The organism is Neisseria sp. P0004.S004 (assembly GCF_051963335.1).
In the GTDB taxonomy this organism is placed as follows: Bacteria; Pseudomonadota; Gammaproteobacteria; order Burkholderiales; family Neisseriaceae; genus Neisseria.
Map to the genome: position 1 here is coordinate 93,468 of NZ_JBQCUK010000004.1, position 19,734 is coordinate 113,201.

Annotated in this window: 13 protein-coding genes; 8 read left to right on the forward strand and 5 right to left on the reverse strand. The window is 50.7% G+C overall.

Annotated features, from left to right (window positions below; genetic code table 11):
* Positions 1-53: 53 nt before the first annotated feature.
* Both ACTHRY_RS04610 and ACTHRY_RS04615 read right to left on the reverse strand, forming a co-directional pair.
* The gene (locus ACTHRY_RS04610) at positions 54-1,427 is read right to left on the reverse strand and encodes an FAD-binding oxidoreductase (protein ID WP_049323504.1); all 1,374 of its coding nucleotides are present in this window, start codon (positions 1,425-1,427) and stop codon (positions 54-56) included.
* Between the two features lie 95 nt (positions 1,428-1,522).
* Positions 1,523-1,789 (reverse strand): hypothetical protein, encoded by a 267-nt coding sequence (locus ACTHRY_RS04615; protein ID WP_003746007.1) that lies wholly within the window; start codon positions 1,787-1,789, stop codon positions 1,523-1,525.
* Positions 1,790-2,297: 508 nt separating this feature from the next.
* On the opposite strand from ACTHRY_RS04615, the gene ACTHRY_RS04620 reads away from it, so the two are divergent.
* The 4 genes from ACTHRY_RS04620 (at position 2,298) to ACTHRY_RS04635 (ending at position 12,209) form a co-directional block, all read left to right on the forward strand.
* Complete coding sequence (locus tag ACTHRY_RS04620) at positions 2,298-2,780, forward strand: FKBP-type peptidyl-prolyl cis-trans isomerase (protein WP_003683125.1); 483 nt, start codon at positions 2,298-2,300, stop codon at positions 2,778-2,780.
* A gap of 217 nt (positions 2,781-2,997) precedes the next feature.
* On the forward strand, positions 2,998-7,284 hold the full coding sequence (glgB, locus tag ACTHRY_RS04625) for a 1,4-alpha-glucan branching protein GlgB (protein WP_049359580.1): 4,287 nt from the start codon (positions 2,998-3,000) through the stop codon (positions 7,282-7,284).
* A gap of 145 nt (positions 7,285-7,429) precedes the next feature.
* Complete coding sequence (gene glgX / locus ACTHRY_RS04630) at positions 7,430-9,415, forward strand: glycogen debranching protein GlgX (protein WP_049323509.1); 1,986 nt, start codon at positions 7,430-7,432, stop codon at positions 9,413-9,415.
* A 313-nt stretch (positions 9,416-9,728) separates the two neighbouring features.
* Complete coding sequence (locus tag ACTHRY_RS04635; RefSeq protein WP_049323511.1) at positions 9,729-12,209, forward strand: glycogen/starch/alpha-glucan phosphorylase; 2,481 nt, start codon at positions 9,729-9,731, stop codon at positions 12,207-12,209.
* A gap of 152 nt (positions 12,210-12,361) precedes the next feature.
* On the opposite strand, the gene ribBA is transcribed toward ACTHRY_RS04635, so the two are convergent.
* The gene (ribBA, locus tag ACTHRY_RS04640) at positions 12,362-13,702 is read right to left on the reverse strand and encodes a bifunctional 3,4-dihydroxy-2-butanone-4-phosphate synthase/GTP cyclohydrolase II (protein WP_049323513.1); all 1,341 of its coding nucleotides are present in this window, start codon (positions 13,700-13,702) and stop codon (positions 12,362-12,364) included.
* Positions 13,703-13,892: 190 nt separating this feature from the next.
* On the opposite strand from ribBA, the gene ACTHRY_RS04645 reads away from it, so the two are divergent.
* Positions 13,893-14,504, forward strand: coding sequence for a DUF4230 domain-containing protein (locus tag ACTHRY_RS04645; RefSeq protein WP_079453784.1), 612 nt, complete (start codon positions 13,893-13,895; stop codon positions 14,502-14,504).
* A gap of 65 nt (positions 14,505-14,569) precedes the next feature.
* On the opposite strand, the gene ACTHRY_RS04650 is transcribed toward ACTHRY_RS04645, so the two are convergent.
* On the reverse strand, positions 14,570-15,817 hold the full coding sequence (locus ACTHRY_RS04650; RefSeq protein ID WP_049323515.1) for an N-acetylmuramoyl-L-alanine amidase: 1,248 nt from the start codon (positions 15,815-15,817) through the stop codon (positions 14,570-14,572).
* On the reverse strand, positions 15,805-16,275 hold the full coding sequence (tsaE, locus tag ACTHRY_RS04655) for a tRNA (adenosine(37)-N6)-threonylcarbamoyltransferase complex ATPase subunit type 1 TsaE (RefSeq protein WP_049323517.1): 471 nt from the start codon (positions 16,273-16,275) through the stop codon (positions 15,805-15,807). The genes ACTHRY_RS04650 and tsaE overlap by 13 nt, the downstream gene beginning before the upstream one ends.
* A gap of 171 nt (positions 16,276-16,446) precedes the next feature.
* On the opposite strand from tsaE, the gene pheA reads away from it, so the two are divergent.
* The 3 genes from pheA to prfH all read left to right on the forward strand — a co-directional run bounded on the left by pheA (position 16,447) and on the right by prfH (position 19,707).
* Positions 16,447-17,535: a prephenate dehydratase gene (gene pheA, locus ACTHRY_RS04660; protein ID WP_049323519.1), complete on the forward strand. Its 1,089-nt coding sequence runs from the start codon at positions 16,447-16,449 to the stop codon at positions 17,533-17,535.
* A 397-nt stretch (positions 17,536-17,932) separates the two neighbouring features.
* Entirely contained in the window at positions 17,933-19,066 is a 1,134-nt protein-coding gene (locus tag ACTHRY_RS04665) for an RNA ligase RtcB family protein (protein WP_049323520.1), read from the forward strand.
* Between the two features lie 2 nt (positions 19,067-19,068).
* A complete protein-coding gene (prfH, locus tag ACTHRY_RS04670; protein WP_440374079.1) occupies positions 19,069-19,707 on the forward strand; it encodes a peptide chain release factor H in 639 nt (212 codons plus the stop codon).
* The last annotated feature ends 27 nt before the right edge of the window (positions 19,708-19,734 follow it).

Sequence of the window (19,734 nt, forward strand, 5' to 3'; positions counted from 1 at the left end):
TTGGATAAGATAAAAGGCCGTCTGAAATGTTTCAGACGGCCTTTTTGTCTGTGTTAATCCAAAGAAGGCAGGAGTTTGCCCGGATTCATGATGCCGTAAGGGTCAAACTGATTTTTGATGGCATGCATCAGAGCAAGTTCGGCCTGTGTGCGCACTCGGGGCAGCCAATGTTTTTTGATGATGCCTACGCCATGTTCGGCAGCAATCGTACCGTGGCAGGCAAGGATGTTTTCATAAACAATGATATTGACGGCATCTTCGTATTGGTAGGCATCGTTGCTTAATACATTGGGCAGGAATGTATTGTAATGCAGGCTGCCGTCGCCTAAATGTCCGAAGCAGACAATTTGTATGCCGGGGAAACGGGTTTCCAAGGCAGGCGCGCATTGGCGGACAAAAGCGGCCACTTGGGCGATAGGGACGGCGATGTCGTGTTTGATGCTGGTGCCGAGTTTGCGTTGGGAAGCGGAAATATTTTCACGCAAGGTCCACAAATCGGAGCGTTCCTGCTCGGATTGCGCCAAGATGCTGTTTTCCCATCCGTTTTGATAGAGAAATTCGGCAAGCTTTTCATCCAAACCTGCGTCGGGAACGGAGTCTGCAAGTTCAATCAAAATATGCCATTCCGCATCGGCAGGCTTTTTGAGTTGGCTGAATTCCGAAGATAAATCGAGGGCAAAGCGGCTGATCAGCTCGAAACTGGTCAAGCGTTCGGCAAAATGGCCTTGCACAGCGGTCAAAAGCGAGACGGCGGATTCAATATCATCTAGGCCTACCCATGCAGTCGCTTTGGTTTTGGGCTGGGCAAAGAGTTTGAGTGTGGCGGCGGTAATGATGCCTAATGTTCCTTCGCTGCCGATAAAAAGATGGCGCAAGTCGTAGCCGGTCGTGTTTTTGTGCAGGGGCTGAAGATGGGAAACCAGTTCGCCGTTGGGTAAAACGACTTCCAGACCCAATACCAAATCACGCATGCTGCCGTAACGCAAGACATTCAAACCGCCGGCATTGCAGGCGATATTGCCGCCGATTTGGCAAGAGCCTTCGCTGGCAAGGCTGAGCGGAAACAGTCGTCCGGCTTCGGCTGCCGCTTTTTGGGCATTTTGCAAAATTACGCCGGCCTCAACCGTCATGCTGTTGTCGGCAAGGTTGATATCGCGGATGCGGTTGAGCTTGGAGAGGTTGAGCAGTACACCTTCGTTGGTTACCGTCGCGCCGCATAATCCGGTATTGCCGCCTTGCGGGGTGACGCGGATGCGGTTTTCAAAACAGAAACGCATGATTTTCTGCACGCTTTCGACAGAGTTCGGCTGTAAGACAATATCTGGCGAAGAAACAAAACGGCGGCGTTGGTCGTTTAACAAGGCCGGAGTGGCTTCGATGATTTCAGAGGCGGAAAGAAACTCAGCAAAACGGTCGTGAAGGTGCATGGCAGTCAGGCGGAAAAGTTGGGAAGGGGAGTGAGAGGAATGTAAAAAAGCAGGATACGCAATGGTATCCTGCTTTTTTTATATTCAAAAGAATATTATTTAGCAGCTTCAGAAGCGGCAGAAGCAGCGGCATCAGTAGCAGAAGCAGCAGCTTCAGTAGCAGAAGCAGCGGCTTCAGTAGCAGAAGCAGCAGCTTCGGTAGCGGCAGAAGCTGCGGCATCAGCAGTAGAAGCAGCAGCTTCAGTAGCAGAAGCAGCGGCTTCAGAAGCAGCAGAAGCGGCAGTTTCAGCAGCTTTATCAGCACCGCCACAAGCGGCCAAAGCTAAAGACAACAAAGCAGCAGCGAACAGAGATTTTTTCATTTTTAAGAACCTTTTTTAAATCGATTTAAACTAAAAATAGCCGTCAGACGGCCTATACAGTAGAAATTCATTGCTGAATTTTTCAATATTATGCCCCACGGGATAGGTCAATGCAACGTTGCGTAAACGTTTGCCGGCTAAAATCAATACGAAAATAGTGAAAATAATGTAAATCATATTGGCGCGTGAAAAATCATCTAAAAATATTCATTATTGATGAAGATTTTAAAAATATATTGTATTCAATGGGTTGTGTATTTTTATTCGTTATTGGTTTTAAGGGTTTGGAATGTTTTTGCTTTGGGGAAGTTTTTTGTAATTTAATCACTTTGTGTTGTGAAAAAGCAACTTCTGCGTATTGAAATCATTTGATTTTGCTTTTTTATATAGGCTTTTATCTTTTTGTGGTATTTGCACGAGGTATTTATTAAAGCAAGCCGATTGTTTGGTTGCGGCTGTGATAGAATAACCGTAGCGTAACTTTTAAATATTGATTAAGGACGGCATGATGTCTATTGTTAAAAATTCCGTAGTTTCCCTGCATTATGAAATGTACGATGCCAACAACCAGCTGTTGGACAAAACCGAAGAGCCGATTGCTTACCTGCATGGCGGTTATGACGGTATTTTCCCTTTGGTGGAAGAAGCGTTGCACGGCAAAAATGTAGGCGATACCGTCGAAGTGGCTTTGTCGCCCGATGATGCTTTCGGCGAACAAGATCCTGAGTTGGTGCGTATTGAAGATGTCAGCGTGTTCCCTGTTGAAGTCGAAGTTGGCATGATGTTTGAAGCCGATGATCCGGAAACCGGCGATGTATTGATTTATCGTGTAACCGATGTTGCCGACGGCAAAGCCGTGGTGGACGGCAACCATCCTTTGGCCGGTATGAAAGTATTGTTCAAAGCGACTGTTGAGGGCGTGCGCGATGCGACCGAGGAAGAAATTGCCCACGGTCACGTACACGGTCCGCACGGTCATCACCATCACTAATCAGGCTTAACGCATGATAAAGGCCGTCTGAAAGGGAATGAAATCCTCCTTTTCAGACGGCCTTTAAGTTTTTACAAGACAGATAAATAGGAAATTTTGGCTCAGGTCAAATCAAGCGGGGAAATATGGGGTTTGTTTGAGACTACAATGAATTACATATCACGGTGCGGCAGAATCTGTATTAAGATTCAGATATTGGTAAAACAGGCAGAATGCAATGAGTGAAACATTGGAGCAGCAGGCGGTACAGGCCGGTATTGATTTAGGTTATCACGACATCAACGGCACTTATCATGTGACCAAAACGGAAGTTTTGGAATCGATTGTCGCTGTTTTGGATAAAAGCAAACCGGATTCAGACGACCTTTATTTGAATACGATGGTTGCGCATGAAAATGGCGAAGAATCTTTACAGATGCCGTCTGAATTTCATGGCGCGGAAGCGGTCTTATTGATTGATGAAGCAAATAAATGTCAGACCTTGACTGTGTATCCGGGCGACAACGATACGCTTTGGATTAAGCTGCCCCAACTGGCTTGCGGTTATTACACCTTGTCGGCCGAGACCGGCGGCAAAAGTTGCTTTGTGCGCCTGATTGTTGCGCCTGAATCGGTTTATCAGCCTAAACTGCTTGCCAATGGTGGACGGATGAATGGTTTGACCATGCATTTGTACAGCCTGCGTTCTGAGCGTAACTGGGGCATAGGCGACTTTACCGATTTGTTGAACCTGATGAAATATGCGGCGGAGAAAAAGCTGGATTTTGTCGGTATCAACCCTTTGCATGCTTTGTTTACCAGCAAGCCCGCCTTTGCCAGCCCGTATAGCCCTTCTTCGCGCGAATGGCTCAATCCGATTTATTTGGATGTTGAGAAAGTCGGTGCGTTTACTTATAACGAACAACTGAAAAACTGGCTGGCGCAACCGAAAATCCGTCAGCGCATCGCTGCTTTGCGTATCACGGAAACGGTGACTTATACAGCGGTTTGGGCGTGCAAGCGTGATGCGCTGCACATGGCGTTTAACGCGTTTGAACAAGATACCTGCGAAGCCGCGGAAAATGAACGCGCTGCATTTGAAGCATTTGTTACGAACAAAGGCAAGGCTTTGCAGGGCTTCGGTTTGTTTGAGGCTTTGGACCAGTATTACAGCCGTCCCGGACAAGTGGGTTGGCAGTCATGGCCGTCTGAATTTCATCAACCTGATAGCGAAGCAGTAGAAAAATTTGCGCGTAGTCATGAGCGTGAAATCCGTTTTTATATGTGGCTGCAATGGCTTTGTGCGGAGCAGTTGCGCGAAATCAACCAAGCCGCTGCCGAATACGGTGTCAAACTCGGTATTTACGGCGATTTGGCAGTCGGCGTGGCGCGCGGCAGCGCGGATACTTGGTTAAACCGCCAAGATTATTGTATGGACTTGTCAGTCGGCGCGCCGCCCGATCCTTTGGGGCCGACGGGGCAGAATTGGGATTTGCCGCCGCTTAATCCGTTGATGTTGAAGCATACGGGCTATGAAAAATTTGCCCATCTGTTGCGCGAAAACATGCGTCTGTATGGCGTATTGCGGATCGACCATGTGATGGCATTGTGTCGTTTGTGGTGGGTGTTAAACGGTAAAACAGCGGATTTCGGCGCGTATGTGCATTACGATGCCGAAGTGATGTTTGCTATTTTGGCGTTGGAAAGCCGGCGCAACCGCTGCGTCATTATCGGCGAGGATTTGGGGACGGTACCTGACGAAGCCCGCCATCTGCTCAACCGCTATCAGGTGTTCTCTTACAAAGTAATGTATTTCAGCAAGGGCTGGAACGGTTTCCAATTGCCGGAAGAATACCCCGAGCAGGCGATTACGGTCATCAGCACCCACGATGTTGCGCCGCTGGCAGGCTATTGGACAGGCAAAGATTTGGATACGATGTTTAAGCTCGGTACTCTGCCTGATGCAGCCGCTTTTCAGACGGCCTTGGATGAGCGCGAACACGATAAAGCCGATTTGCTGGATAAATTGAAAGAAACCGGCTGTCTGGGTGCAGACGTACAAATGCCGGCAAAAGCCGATGAAACCTTGCTGGCGGCTTTGCACAAATACGGCGCATTGAGCCGCAGCAAGCTTTACGCCGTACAGCTGGAAAACCTGCTGGGCGTCATTGACAATCTGAATGTCCCGGGTGTAACCGAAGGCTATCCGAACTGGGCGCAAAAAATGCCGGTTTCTTTGGAAGATTTCCTACAACACCGCCTCATGGGCGGCCAACTTGCCATTATTGACGAGGTACGCATGAAAACAAACAGCCAAATCAAGACTTATCATGAACTTGACCAAATCGAGCGCGATACGGTCGAAAGCCTGTTTCTTGCCACCCATAGCGATGTGTTCGCTTATCTGGGACGACACCGCCTTGCAGAGGGCGATGAAGTAGTACGCGTTTTGATTCCCGGCGCAGTAAGCGTGGATATCGTGAACCGCCGCAGCGGCGAACTCATCGTGCCGTCTGAAAAAATTGATGAACGCGGTTTCTTTGTGGCCGTCTTGCCCGATGATGCGCCCGATTACGCTTTGAGTATCCGTTATACCGAAGATTCCGAGCCTGTGATTGAAGAAGACCCTTATCATTTCAGCTCTGCGTTGCAAGACATGGATTCCTGGCTGTTGGCCGAAGGCAAACACCTGCGTCCTTATGAGACTTTAGGCGCGCATTTTGCCGAGTTGGACGGCGTGAAGGGCGTACGTTTTGCCGTCTGGGCGCCCAATGCGCAACGCGTTTCCGTTATCGGCGAGTTCAACAACTGGGACGGCCGCCGCCATGTGATGCGTTTCCACCGCGACAACGGCATTTGGGATATCTTCATCCCTGCAGTCAAACTCAATGCCCTATACAAATTTGAAATCCGTGATGCCAACGGTAATGTACGTGAAAAAGCCGACCCGTATGCTTTCGGTGCAGAACTGCGCCCGACCACGGCATCTATCGTGCGCGGTTTGCCTGACGAAGTGGAAGAACCGGCCTTCCGCGCCCGCGCCAATGCCGTTGATGCGCCGATCAGTATTTATGAAGTACATTTGGGTTCGTGGAAGCGCAATCCGGAAAACAATTACTGGCTGACTTACGAAGAGCTGGCCAAAGAGCTGGTGGCATACGTCAAAGACATGGGCTTTACCCATATCGAGTTTCTGCCTGTTTCCGAATATCCGTTTGACGGCTCATGGGGCTATCAGGCAACCGGTTTGTATGCGCCGACCAGCCGTTTCGGTTCGCCGGAAGAATTGCGCGCATTGATTAAAGCCGCGCACGACGAGGGCATCAGCGTTATCCTCGACTGGGTGGTCGGCCACTTCCCGACCGATGATCACGGCCTGGCCAAGTTTGACGGCACCGCGCTGTACGAACACGCCGATCCGCGCGAAGGCTACCACCAAGACTGGAACACCCTGATTTACAACTTCGGCAGAAATGAAGTGAAAAACTTCCTGCAAGGCAATGCCCTGTATTGGATAGAACGTTTCGGCTTCGACGGTATCCGCGTTGACGCGGTTGCTTCGATGATTTACCGCAACTACTCGCGTAAAGACGGCGAGTGGATTCCGAACCAATACGGCGGCCATGAAAACCTTGAAGCCATCGCTTTCCTGCGCGATACCAACACCATGTTGAAAGAAGAAGTTCCGGCTGCGACCGAAATTGCCGAAGAATCTACTTCATTTGCCAATGTGACCCGCCAAGAAGGTTTGAACTTCAGCTTCAAATGGAATATGGGCTGGATGAATGATACTTTGCGTTACATGATGGAAGACCCTATCAACCGCAAATATCACCACAACAAAATGACTTTCGGCATGATGTACCAGTACAGCGAAAACTTCGTCCTGCCGCTTTCACACGATGAAGTCGTACACGGCAAACGCTCGCTGCTCGGACGTATGCCCGGCGACTGCTGGCAACAATTTGCCAACCTGCGCGCCTACTACGGCTTTATGTACGGCTTCCCCGGCAAAAAACTTTTGTTCATGGGCAGCGAGTTTGCGCAAGGCCGCGAGTGGAACTACAACGAAGGACTGGATTGGTTCCTGTTGGAGCAAGAGGGCGGCTGGCACAAAGGCGTACAAGACTTTGTGCGCGAATTGAACCATGTCTATAAAGACACCGCGCCGCTTTACCAATTAGACCAATGGCCGGAAGGCTTCGAATGGCTGGTTGCCGATGATGGCAACAATTCCGTTTTCGTCTTCGAACGCCGCGACCGCGAAGGCAACCGCGTTATCGTCATCAGCAACTTCACGCCAGTAGTACGCGAAGGCTACCGCTTCGGCGTGAATTCTGCCGGCGAATACCGCGAAATCCTCAATTCAGACGACCTGCATTACAAAGGCAGCGGCGTTTCTGCCGGCGCAACGGTGGAGACAGAAGAAGTTTGGTCGCATGGCAAACCAAATTCCCTGTCTGTGACCGTGCCGCCGTTGGCAACCGTTTACCTGTATCAGGCGGCAGTCAAAGAAGAAGCGTAAATCAACTTTGAGGGTGGGCATCATGCTTGCCTAAACAGCTGAAAATTAAAAGATAGTGATATCAATATGACTCAAGGCCGTCTGAAAGATTTTCAGACGGCCTTATATTGGACACGAAACCAAATACATACCAAGGAATCATTCTATGACTGCCAAATCATGGCATATCGAGGAAGGCAAGCCTTATCCCATGGGCGCGACCCTGACAAGCAAGGGCGCGAATTTTACTTTGTTTTCCATCAATGCCGAAAAGGTCGAATTGTGTCTGTTTGATAAAGATAAAGAAACCCGTTTGGAGATGCCTTCGCGGCGCGGTTCGGTATTTTACGGATTTGTGCCGGACGTTAAGGCAGGGCAGCGATACGGTTTCCGCGTGTATGGACGTGAAAACGCAGAATACGGCTCATGTTTCAATCCCAACAAATTGCTGATTGACCCGTATTCCAAAAAAATTGACGGCAAACCAAGCTACCGTAACGCCGAAGAAATGGCATGGTTCAGGCCGGAAGATGAACGCGACAATGCCGCCGTTGCGCCGAAAAGCGTCGCGGTCGGACGCAGCCGATTTAATTGGGCCAAAGATTGCCATCCGGAAATACCGTGGGGCAAAACCGTTATTTATGAAGCCCATGTCAAAGGGTTGACCAAGCAATTCCCCGATTTGAAGTACGCAGGCACTTATAAAGCCTTGTGCGATAAACGGGTTTTGGCCTATTTGCAAGAATTGGGGGTAACGACGGTCGAGCTGCTGCCGATTCATTATCATTTGGATGAATACCATCTTCAGCAGATGGGCTTGAGCAATTATTGGGGCTACAACACTTATTCCCATTTTGCCGTCGAGCCGTCTTATGCCGATAATCCCGAACGTGCGGCGGCGGAGTTTAAACAAGCGGTCAAAGCCCTGCATCAGGCAGGTTTGGAAGTGATTTTGGATGTCGTGTACAACCACACGGCAGAGCAGGACGACAAAGGCCCGATGCTGTGTCAGCGCGGTATCGACAACACCTTATGGTATTGGCACACCCCTTACGGCAATTATGAAAACTGGTCGGGTTGCGGCAATACGCTCAATATTGTCCGGCGCGACGTTACCCGTTGGGCGGCAGACAGCCTGCGCTATTGGGCGGAAGAGTTTCATGTCGACGGCTTCCGTTTCGATTTGGGAACCGTATTGGGACGCGAACCCGATTTCCAATCGTACGGCCGTTTTTTCCAAGTCCTGTATCAAGACCCGGTTTTGGCCGGTTTGAAGCTGATTGTCGAAGCATGGGACATCGGCGAGGGCGGTTATCACTTGGGCAATTTCCCGCAACCTTTTGCCGAATGGAACGGCCGTTTCCGCGATGATATGCGCGCGTTTTGGTCATGGGAAAGCGGCAATTTGGGCGCATTTGCCGAACGCTTGGCCGGGTCGTCCGATATTTTCAACCACAGCGGCCGCCACCCGTCCGCCAGCATCAACTTCATTACCGCACACGACGGCTTCACTTTGCGCGATTTGGTCAGCTACAACGAAAAACACAACGAAGCCAACGGCGAAAACAACCGCGACGGGCATAATGAAAACATCAGCTACAACCACGGCGTAGAAGGCGAAACCGATGATGAAGAGGTTTTGCAAAATCGTGAATACACCTCCAAAGCGTTGCTTGCCTCCTTATTTTTATCCAACGGTACGCCCATGCTTTTGGCGGGCGATGAGTTCGGCAACAGTCAGCAAGGCAACAACAACAGCTACTGCCAAGATAATCCGATTACATGGTTGAATTGGCAAAATGAGCCTCATGAGTTGCAAAATTACACTCAAGCGCTGATACGCGTCCGCAGCCAAATCAAGCTGCTGACAGATGATTGCTGGTGGGAAAAAGAGCGTGTGCAATGGTTCAATGCGGACGGTAGCCAGATGACCGAATATTGTTGGCACAACAGAGGCAGCAAGGCGATTCAGGTTGTTTTGGACGATGAATGGCTGCTGTTGGTCAATGCCAAACGTAGTCGTCAGTTATTTAACCTGCCTCAAGGCAACTGGGAAATTTCTTGCGTACCATCTGAGAAATTTAATTACGAAGAGGCTGGAAAATGTGTTGTCGAACACATGGGGATTTGGGTTTTACATAAAACGAATTAAAGAAAAACCAAGCTGTTATTGTATTAACTCTTTGATATTTCGTCTGTATCCGTTGAGCCGAAGCTTGCATGGCATAAATGGAAATGCCGATGAGATGATGAGTAGTTTAATTTGTAATTAAATGTTTTATAAGGAAAAAATAATACGGAGTTGAATCTTTCAGTTATAATCCGTATCAAACCTGAAACAAACCTACCTATAAATTTTTCAGACGGCATTTATACTCCTTCAGGCCGTCTGAAAACTGAATGACGTTGTTTCTATAAACCATCAGGCGCGTTGTCCAAGTGCCTCAAATTAAAGAAAGGCTTCCATGGCTAAGCAAAAACTCCCCATCTCCGGCTACGATTACGTTATGCCCAAACCGGATGCAGAAACCATCCGCAAGTCCATTGTTTACAAGTTGATTTTCATCTTGGGCGTCGATCCTAAAGAAGCAACTTCACACCAATGGCTCAACGCCGCCATGTTGGCCGCACGCGACCTGATTGCCGAGGATTTCCTCAAAACACGCCGCGCTCACATCGACAACAGCAAACGCATGGTTTATTACCTGTCTATGGAATTCCTGCTCGGCCGTGCGTTTGTCAATGCGCTGATTAACGAAGGCGTTTATGCCGAGTTTGAAGAAGCCTTCAAGCAACTGGGCAAAGAATTTGCCGATGTCTGCGAACAAGAAGAAGATCCGGGTTTGGGTAACGGCGGTTTGGGCCGTCTGGCCGCCTGCTTCCTTGACTCTTTGGCAACCCTGCGCATTCCTGCCATGGGCTACGGCATCCGTTACCAATACGGTATGTTCAAACAAGAAATCGTGGACGGCCAACAAGTCGAAAAACCCGATTTGTGGCTCGACCAAGATTTGGCATGGCAGTTTGCCCGTCCGAACAAACAATATTCCGTCCGTTTCGGCGGCCAAGTATTGAACTTGGGCAACAAAAAAGAATGGCAGCCGAGCGAAGAAATTTCCGCTTGGGCATACGATGAAATTATTCCGGGCTATGGCGGCGAATGTGCCAACCCATTACGCTTGTGGACTGCGCACGCAGGCAACCTGTTCGACCTTGCCGACTTCAACCGAGGCGACTATGCCTCTGCTGTTCGCGCACAAAACAGCGACGAAAACATCTCACGCGTCCTCTATCCGAACGACTCTACCGATTCCGGCCGCGAATTGCGCCTGAAGCAAGAATACTTCTTGGTTTCTGCTTCCGTTCAAGATATTGTTGCACGCCACAAATGCCGTTTCCCAAGCATCCGCACGTTGGCGGACGAAGTCGCCATCCACTTGAACGATACTCATCCGGTGCTTGCCATTCCAGAATTGATGCGCATCCTGATTGACGAAGAGGGCATCGAATGGACTGAAGCATGGAATATGTGCTGTAAGATTTTCTCTTACACCAACCACACATTGATGAGCGAAGCCTTGGAAACCTGGCAGGTTGACCTGATGGGCCGTCTGCTGCCGCGCCATTTGGACATCATCTTTGAAATCAACGCCTACTTCCTCAATGCCTTACGTGCCATCGGCAACTTCGACGACGACTTTGTCCGCCGCGTATCCATCATTGACGAAACCCACGGCCGTCGCGTCCGCATGGCATGGCTTGCCGTGATCGGTTCGCACAAAGTCAACGGCGTGGCCAAAATCCACTCCGATTTGATGACCACATCCATCTTCGCCGACTTTGCCAAAGTATTCCCGGAACGCTTTACCAACGTAACCAACGGCGTAACACCGCGCCGCTGGATCAACATCGCCAACCCGGGCCTGACCAAATTCTTGGACAAACATCTGGGAAACGAAGACTGGCGCCTGCATTTGGACAATCTGACCAAGCTCAACGACAAAGTGGACGATGCCTCCGTACAGGCAGAGTTCGGCGCAGTGAAAAAAGCCGCCAAAGAGCGCCTTGCCAAATACATCGAAACCGAGCTGGGCATCAAGGTCAATACCGATGCACTTTTCGACATCCAAATCAAACGTATCCACGAGTACAAACGTCAAGCGTTGAACGTGATGCACATCGTCGACCGCTACAACAAAATCCTGGAAAACCCGGATTTCGATTGGCAGCCACGCGTGTTCATCTTTGCCGGTAAAGCCGCTTCAGCTTATTACATGGCGAAGAAAATCATCCGACTGATTAACGACGTTGCCAAAGTCATCAACAACGACACCCGTATCCGCGACCTGATTAAAGTTGTGTTCATCCCGAACTACAGCGTCAGCCTTGCCCAAATCATCATCCCTGCCGCCGATTTGCACGAACAAATCTCACTGGCAGGTACTGAGGCATCCGGCACCAGCAACATGAAATTCGCCCTCAACGGCGCGCTCTGCATGGGTACGCTGGACGGCGCGAACGTCGAAATTTTGGAAAAAGTCGGCGCGGACAACTGCTTTATCTTCGGTAACACCGTAGAACAAGTCGAAGAACTCCGCCGCAACGGTTACGACCCATTGAGCTATATCGAGCGAGACAGCGACCTGCGCCGCGTCGTCAACCAAATCAGCCAAGGCACTTTCTCTCCGGAAGAGCCAAACCGCTACAACGACGTGTTGCAACCATACGGCGACTTCTATCAACTGATGGCCGATTTCCGCAGCTATATCGACACGCAATACAAAGCGGACGAACACTACCGCAACGTATCCGCATGGCGCAAATCAGCCTTGATCAACATCGCCAACATGGGCTTCTTCTCATCCGACCGCTCTATCGCCGACTACTGCCGCGATATTTGGTACATCAAACCATTGAGCGAAAAAGAACTGCCCGGCAAAAATTAAGCGTTAAGCAGATAGCGAAAGCCGATACATCGGAAAGGTGTATCGGCTTTTTTATATTCGCTGTTTTGAATTGGATAACAAACTTAAAAGGCCGTCTGAAACCTTTCAGACGGCCTTTTGTTTCATTTGCTTTGAGTATCAATCAAGCAAGATTATTTTTCAGCTTCTTCAAAGCCGACAACTTCGAGGCCGAAGCCGGTGAGGCCGGTGAAGGATGACGGCTGGCCGAGGACGCGCAGTTTTTTGACGTTGAGGCCGGCGAGGATTTGTGCGCCTATGCCGTAGCTTTTGCTGTCCCATTTGTAGGCTTGGTTGGCACCTTTGGGCAGGGTGCGGTCGAGCAGGGTGGCGCCGTCTTCGGTGCGGTGCAGGAGGATGACGACGCCGCTTTCGGCTTGTTGGATGCGCTCAAGGGCTTTGGGCAGCGACCATGAGTGGCGCGGGTTGGTTTGGATAAAGTCCATGACGCTGAAGGGTTCGTGGACGCGGACGAGGGTTTCTTCTTCGGCGGAAGGTGTGCCTTTGACAAGGGCGAGGTGGGTTTCGCCGGAGAGTTTGTCGACGTAAACGTGTTGTTGGAACTCGCCCCACGGGGTTTGTACGGGCGCGTTGCCCATGTCTTCAAGCAGGCTTTCGGTGCGGCTGCGGTATTCGATGAGGTCGGCAATGGTGCCGATTTTAAGGTTGTGTTCTTCGGCGAATTTCATCAATTCTGGCATACGCGCCATGGTGCCGTCGTCGTTGATGATTTCGCAGATGACGGCGGCGGGAATCAGGCCGTTCATTTGTGCCAGATCGACACCGGCTTCGGTGTGTCCGGCGCGAACGAGTACGCCGCCTTTTTGGGCGCGCAGTGGGAAGATGTGGCCGGGTTGGACGATGTCTTCGGGTTTGGCGGATGGGGAAACGGCGGTTTGAATGGTCAGGGCGCGGTCGGCGGCGGAAATGCCGGTGGTGATGCCGTGGGCGGCTTCGATGGAGACGGTAAAGTTGGTGCCGTATTGTGCGCCGTTTTTCTGGGTCATCATGGGCAGGCCGAGTTTTTCGACCATTTCGCCGTCCATCGGCAGGCAGACCAGGCCGCGTGCGTTTTTGATCATGAAGTTGATGGCTTCGGGGGTAACGAATTGGGCGGCCATCAGCAAGTCGCCTTCGTTTTCGCGGTCTTCGGCATCGGTAATGATGACCATTTTGCCGGCTTTGATGTCTGCTAGGATTTCGGGGATGGTGGAGATGTGGGACATGGTATTTCTTTCTTGGCTGATGGTGGGGGTGTGGCGGTCTTGATGGTCTTGATCCAGCCACATGTCGGGCATATTGGCTGCCTGCTCGATTTTTCGGGCTTTTTTCTCGCCGAAAGATTTGTTTTTCAGCAGGGCGGACAGCTCGCCTTGGTTGATGGCGATGGCTTGGGCAAACTTGGTTTGCTGGCCGTTGTGGTGTTGGGTTATCCATTGCCGCAGGTTGTGGCGACGCAGGTCGGTGGTATTCATGATGGGATGAAGTTGAATTGTGTGTAATGGATTGTAGTCTTGTCTTTACCAAAAGGCAAACTTTGTTTGCAGGGATTTTTTTATTACTTTTTGGTAATGAAATTTATTGTTTCAGACGGCCTGAATATGGCTTGAAATTGATGGTTTTGGGAGAATATGGGGAATGTTTTGATGATTATTTTAACGGGGGATGTTTGAAATGAAAATGTTTGGGCGCGGATTGGCCGTGCTGGTGTTGTGTGCGCTGACGGCTGCGGGTGGCTGGTTTTATGCCCTGCATGGTCAGAACGAAGAACATCAGGTTTTGTCCCGTGAGGGGGTTTTGATGCAGATTAAGCAGATGAACCGCTTGGAAAGTACGGCGTTTTATATCGATACGATTATCCGTACGGAGAAAAAAGGGGACTGGCGCAGGCTGTGGCAGGATTCGCAAAGCGGTATTTTTATTGTGCGCGGTAAGGTGTTGGCCGGTTTGGACTTGGACAAATTAGGCGCGGACAATGTCAATATTGTGGATGACAAAGTCTTAATCAGCCTGCCGGCGGTGGAAATTTTGAGCGTGGATTTGGAAAATATCGAAGTGTACGATATTCAGACCGGATCGTTTAATTTGCTGCCTATGGATAAGTCGGTATTTAAGACGGTGCAGGAAGAGGCGAGACGGCAGGTGTTGCAAAGCGCGTGTAAGGCTGAGATTTTGGAACATGCCAACCGTCAGGTGCAAATGCAGTTGGAAAACTTGTTTGCATTGACGCAGACGAAGGTATCCGTCTATCCGGCTGCGGTAGGGAAGTGCGGTTAAATAGATTGCTTGCAAAGATAAGGCCGTCTGAAAAATTTTCAGACGGCCTTTGTTTCATCAAGCCATTATCCGCGTCGTAAAACGGCAGTATTGATGTATTTTTGAATACCGATGGCAATGGCTTGGGCGCATTGTTGGCGGAATGATTCGCTGCTGAGCAGCCGCTCTTCGGTAGGGTTGGAGAGGAAGGCGGTTTCCACCAAAATGGACGGAACATCCGGCGCGCGGAGGACGGCGAAGTTGGCCTCGTCAACGCGGCCTTTGTGCAACTGGTTGAGCTTGCCTAATTCGGTCAAGACGGAATGGCCGAGCTTGCGGCTGTCGCGCAGGGTTGCGGTTTGGGTCATGTCTAAAATGGCGTTGTCGACATTGGGGTTGCCGCTGGTTTGTACGCCACCGATGGCATCGGCGTTGTTTTGGGTTTGGGCAAGGAATTTTGCCGCCGAGCTGGTCGCGCCTTTGGTATTGAGCATATACACGCCGGTACCGCGAGCGGACGGGCTGGTAAAGGCATCGGCGTGGATGGACACGAATACGTCGGCATTGCGTGCACGGCCTTTGGCAACGCGTACGCCCAATGGGATAAAGATGTCTTCGTTGCGCGTCATGAATACGTTGTAACCCAAGGCTTCGAGGCGTTTTTTGGTTTCGCGGGCGATGGAGAGTACGACGTTTTTCTCTTTGAGGCCGCTCGGGCCGATTGCGCCGGGGTCTTCGCCGCCATGCCCGGGGTCGATCATAATCACAGGACGGCGGTTGCCGCCGCTGCCGCGATTGCTTTTAGGGGCAGGGGTGTCGTATGCGATATTGGTATTCGGACGTTGTTTGGGGATATTGCCGTTGAGCAAGGCCATCATCGGGTCGTTGGCATCTGCGCCGTGCGGATAGAGGTCGATAACCAGACGGTTTTTGAAGTTGCCGACGGGTGCTAGTGCGAAGACTTGCGGATGGGTGCTTTGCTTGAGGTCGATGACGATACGCACGGTGCTGGGCGTATTTTGACCGGCGCGAATGCTGCGGATAAAAGGGTCGTTAGACAGCACTTTGCTGGAAATGCCTTGCAGGACGCTGTTGATTTCCGCACCTTGAATATCCACGACCAACCGGCTGGGGTTGTCCAACATAAAATGTTGGTATTTCATCGAGTGGTTGCTCTCAAGGGTAACGCGTGTGTAGGCGTTTGCCGGCCAAATGCGGACGGCAAGGAATTGCGCAGGAGAGGCCGGTTTGGCCAATGCGGCACCAACGGGCGTGAGGGTGAGAAATAGTCCTGTGCCTTGACGGAGAATGTGTCTTCTAGTTAATTTGACCATGATTCTAAACTTTTTCGGCCTTGGTTTGTGTGGGCGGAAAAGGTGCAGGTTCTGCCCTTATCGGTGTACGTCAATGTAATGGTAATGTCTGCCGGAGGCGTGAATTCCCCGCCTTGCTGCGGCCATTCGATGAGGCAGACGCTGTCGGGCGCAAACAATTCGTCCAAACCGGCATCTTCCCATTCCTCGGGCATGGTAAAGCGGTAGAGATCGAAATGGTGGAGGGTGAATGTATCCAGCGGATAAGATTCGACAATGGTGTAAGTCGGGCTTTTGACTGCGCCCGTATGCCCCAGTCCGCGCAAAATCCCGCGTGTCAGCGTGGTTTTGCCTGCACCCAGCCCGCCTTCAAGATAGATGGTCAGCGGAGTGGAGAGTTGCTTGCTCCATTCTTCACCCAGTTGCAGGGTTGCTTCTTCATCGGGCAGAAAACGGGTGTACAGTCCGTTTGAGTGCATGGAATAGGCCTTGTCGTTCAAAAGGCTTAATTATGATGGAATTGGCGGCGTTTGCAAACCTGATAGACGATAAAGTTAGATAAAGATAGTGTTGAGGCCGTCTGAAAACGGAATTCAGACGGCCTTTAATGTTAAAATGAAAATATCCCTCACAAAATTGCGAGACAGCTTATGCCTTTATCCATAGACGAACAATTGTTGCCGCACCGCAATGCCATCGACAGCATCGATGCGGAAATTCTCCGTTTGCTCAACGAGCGCGCCGGTCATGCGCATGCTATCGGCGAATTGAAAGGGACAGGCGCGGTGTACCGTCCTGAACGGGAAGTGGCCGTTTTGCGCCGGATTCAGGATTTGAACCGCGGCCCTTTGCCGGATGAATCGGTCACCCGGCTGTTTCGCGAGATTATGAGTGAATGTTTGGCGGTAGAGCGTCCGCTGACGATTGCCTATTTGGGCCCGAAGGGAACATTTACCCAGCAAGCTGCCATCAAACATTTCGGCCACGCCGCACACACCATGGCGTGTACCACCATCGACAACTGCTTCAAACAAGTTGAAACGCGTCAAGCCGATTATTTGGTGGCGCCGGTAGAAAATTCGACCGAAGGCTCAGTGGGGCGCACTTTGGACTTGTTGGCAGTAACTGCGTTGAAAGCCTGCGGCGAAGTGGTTGTCCGCATTCATCACAACCTGCTGCGTAAAGACAGCCACGAAATTGGCGGCATTACCAAAGTTTTCGCTCATGCCCAAGCCTTGGCGCAATGTAACGACTGGCTCGGCCGCAACCTGCCCAATGCGGAACGTATCGCAGTAGCCAGCAATGCAGAAGCAGCGCGTCTGGTTGCCGAATCTGACAGCCCGAATGTGGCCGCCATTGCCGGACGTATTGCCGCGGAAATTTATCAGTTGAGCTTTGCCGCCGAGTGTATCGAAGACGAACCGAACAACACCACGCGCTTCTTGGTGATGGGTCATCAAGAAACCGGCCGCAGCGGCAACGATAAAACCTCTTTGGTCGTCTCCGCACCCAACCGTGCCGGTGCCGTTACTTCTTTGCTGCAACCTTTCACCGAGTTGGGCATTTCCATGACCAAATTTGAAAGCCGTCCAAGCAAATCGGTTTTGTGGGAATACCTGTTCTTCATTGATATCGAAGGCCATCAAAGCGATGAAAATGTCCAAAAAGCCTTGCAGCTTTTGGGCGAACGCGCTTCCTTCGTGAAAGTTGTCGGCTCTTATCCAACCGTTGTTTTGTAAGGATTATTGGGTATCAAAGGCCGTCTGAAAAGTTTTCAGACGGCCTAAATTATGTTCTCAATAGTTGCCATTTATGCAACATTATTGGCAGATTGATGTCAGTAAGTTTGTATGATTGGAAATGAACCCTCTATAATCCGAACGTTTTTAATATTTTCATGCAAAGAAAGGAGCAAGCCATGACACGCAATACTTCAATCTGCTCAATTACATTCTTTGCAGCCCAAGCGTCGGTCTGACTTTCGGATAACGCTTTTCGCATTCCATGTCGCCCGCTTCGGGCTGCTTTCCTTACGATTATCGGCTAGAAACCAGGCCGTCTGAACATTTCGCAGACGGTAGATATTTATTGTCAGCCGTTGACGGTTTCTATCCGTTTTAAAGAAAGCATAAACACATGGGCAATTATCCCCATCATATTCAAATTATTGCCGATTCAAATACATGGATTGAAGGCAACGCTGTCGTACAGCTCGAAACCACCGCCCGATTACCGCATATGTTGCGCGTTGCCGGAATGCCGGATTTACACGCAGGGCGCGGTTATCCGGTTGGCGCGGCATTTTTCAGCGACCGTCATTTTTATCCTGCCCTGATTGGGAACGATATCGGTTGCGGCATGGCGTTTTGGCAGACCGATTTACGCGCAGCCAAACTCAAACCGGCCAAACTCGCCAAACAGCTCGGTAACATCGATACGCCACTAGACAAAGACGAACAGGTCGATTTATTAGGCGACGCTGTCGATATGCGCCAATTTTCAGACGGCCTTGCCGTGGGTACGATTGGCGGCGGCAACCATTTTGCCGAGTTGCAAACCGTTGACACCGTTTATCGCGCAGATCTGCTTCCGCCCGATTTTGATGAAAACCATCTGCAACTGTTGGTGCATAGCGGTTCGCGCGGATTGGGCCAGCAGATTTTGCAACGTCATATTGCTGCCTTTGGACATCAAGGTTTGGCGGAAGAGGGCGAAGCGGCGGCGGCCTATCTTGCCGAACACCAAATAGCCCTTGAATTTGCCAGCCTTAACCGCCGTTTGATTGCGGTCAGAATGCTCGACCGTTGGCGCGCAGAAGGAACATGCCTGCTTGATGTCCACCATAATTTTTTGGAGCAAACCGAGATTGACGGCACAATCGGTTGGCTGCACCGAAAAGGCGCAACGCCCACCGATAAAGGCTTGGTCATGATACCCGGCTCGCGCGGCGATTACAGCTATCTGGTCCGACCTGCCGAAGATTGCCAAATTTCGTTGAATACCTTGGCTCACGGCGCAGGTCGGAAGTGGCAGCGCGGCGAATGCAAAGGCAGGCTGTCGCACAAATACACTGCCGACAGCCTGCGCCAGACCGAATTCGGCAGCGTAGTCGTTTGTCAGGATAAGGCCTTGATTTTTGAAGAAGCGCCGCAGGCTTATAAAAGCATCGACAGCGTTATTGCTGCTATGAAAAATGTAGGTTTGATTGAATTGGTCGCACGGTTTAAGCCTGTTTTGACTTATAAAACCGGCGGCGAGTGTGGAGCGTAAAGATGAAACAGAATACACCATTGATTTATCTGCAAATTTCCACCGCGCAAGGGCCGGCAGAGTGCCGTATATTTGTCCGTTTCGTCTTGGGCAAGCTGCTTGCCGAAGCCCAAGCAAAAGGCATTGATGCCGAACTTGTTACCGAAACCGCCGATAAGCACGGCATTTTGTCGGCGACGCTCAAGTTGGAAGGGCAGAAAGCCGAAAGCCTAGCGCAAACTTGGCAGGGGACGCTCCAATGGATATGCCCCAGCCCTGTCCGCCCGAAACATCCACGCAAAAATTGGTATATAGGCGTTTTCTGCTTGCCCGATATGCCGCAGACGTATGAAATGCCGTCTGAAGACGGAATCGAGTTTCAAACCTGCCACTCAGGTGGCAAGGGTGGACAACATGTCAATAAAACCGAAAGTGCCGTCCGCGCTACCCATAAAGAAAGCGGCATTTCCGTGCGGGTCGAGAGCGAACGCAGCCAGCATGCCAATAAAAAATTGGCGGTAATGTTATTGGCGCAAAAGCTGGCGGAGCATCATGCCGGACAAGCAGGAAATTTTTCGCAGGATCAGCACGCGCAACTCTATCAAGTAGAGCGCGGCAATCCGAAAAGAACGTTTGTCGGAGCTACGTTTAAGGAGAAATAATTTATCTGCCGGATAAGGAGGTATTTA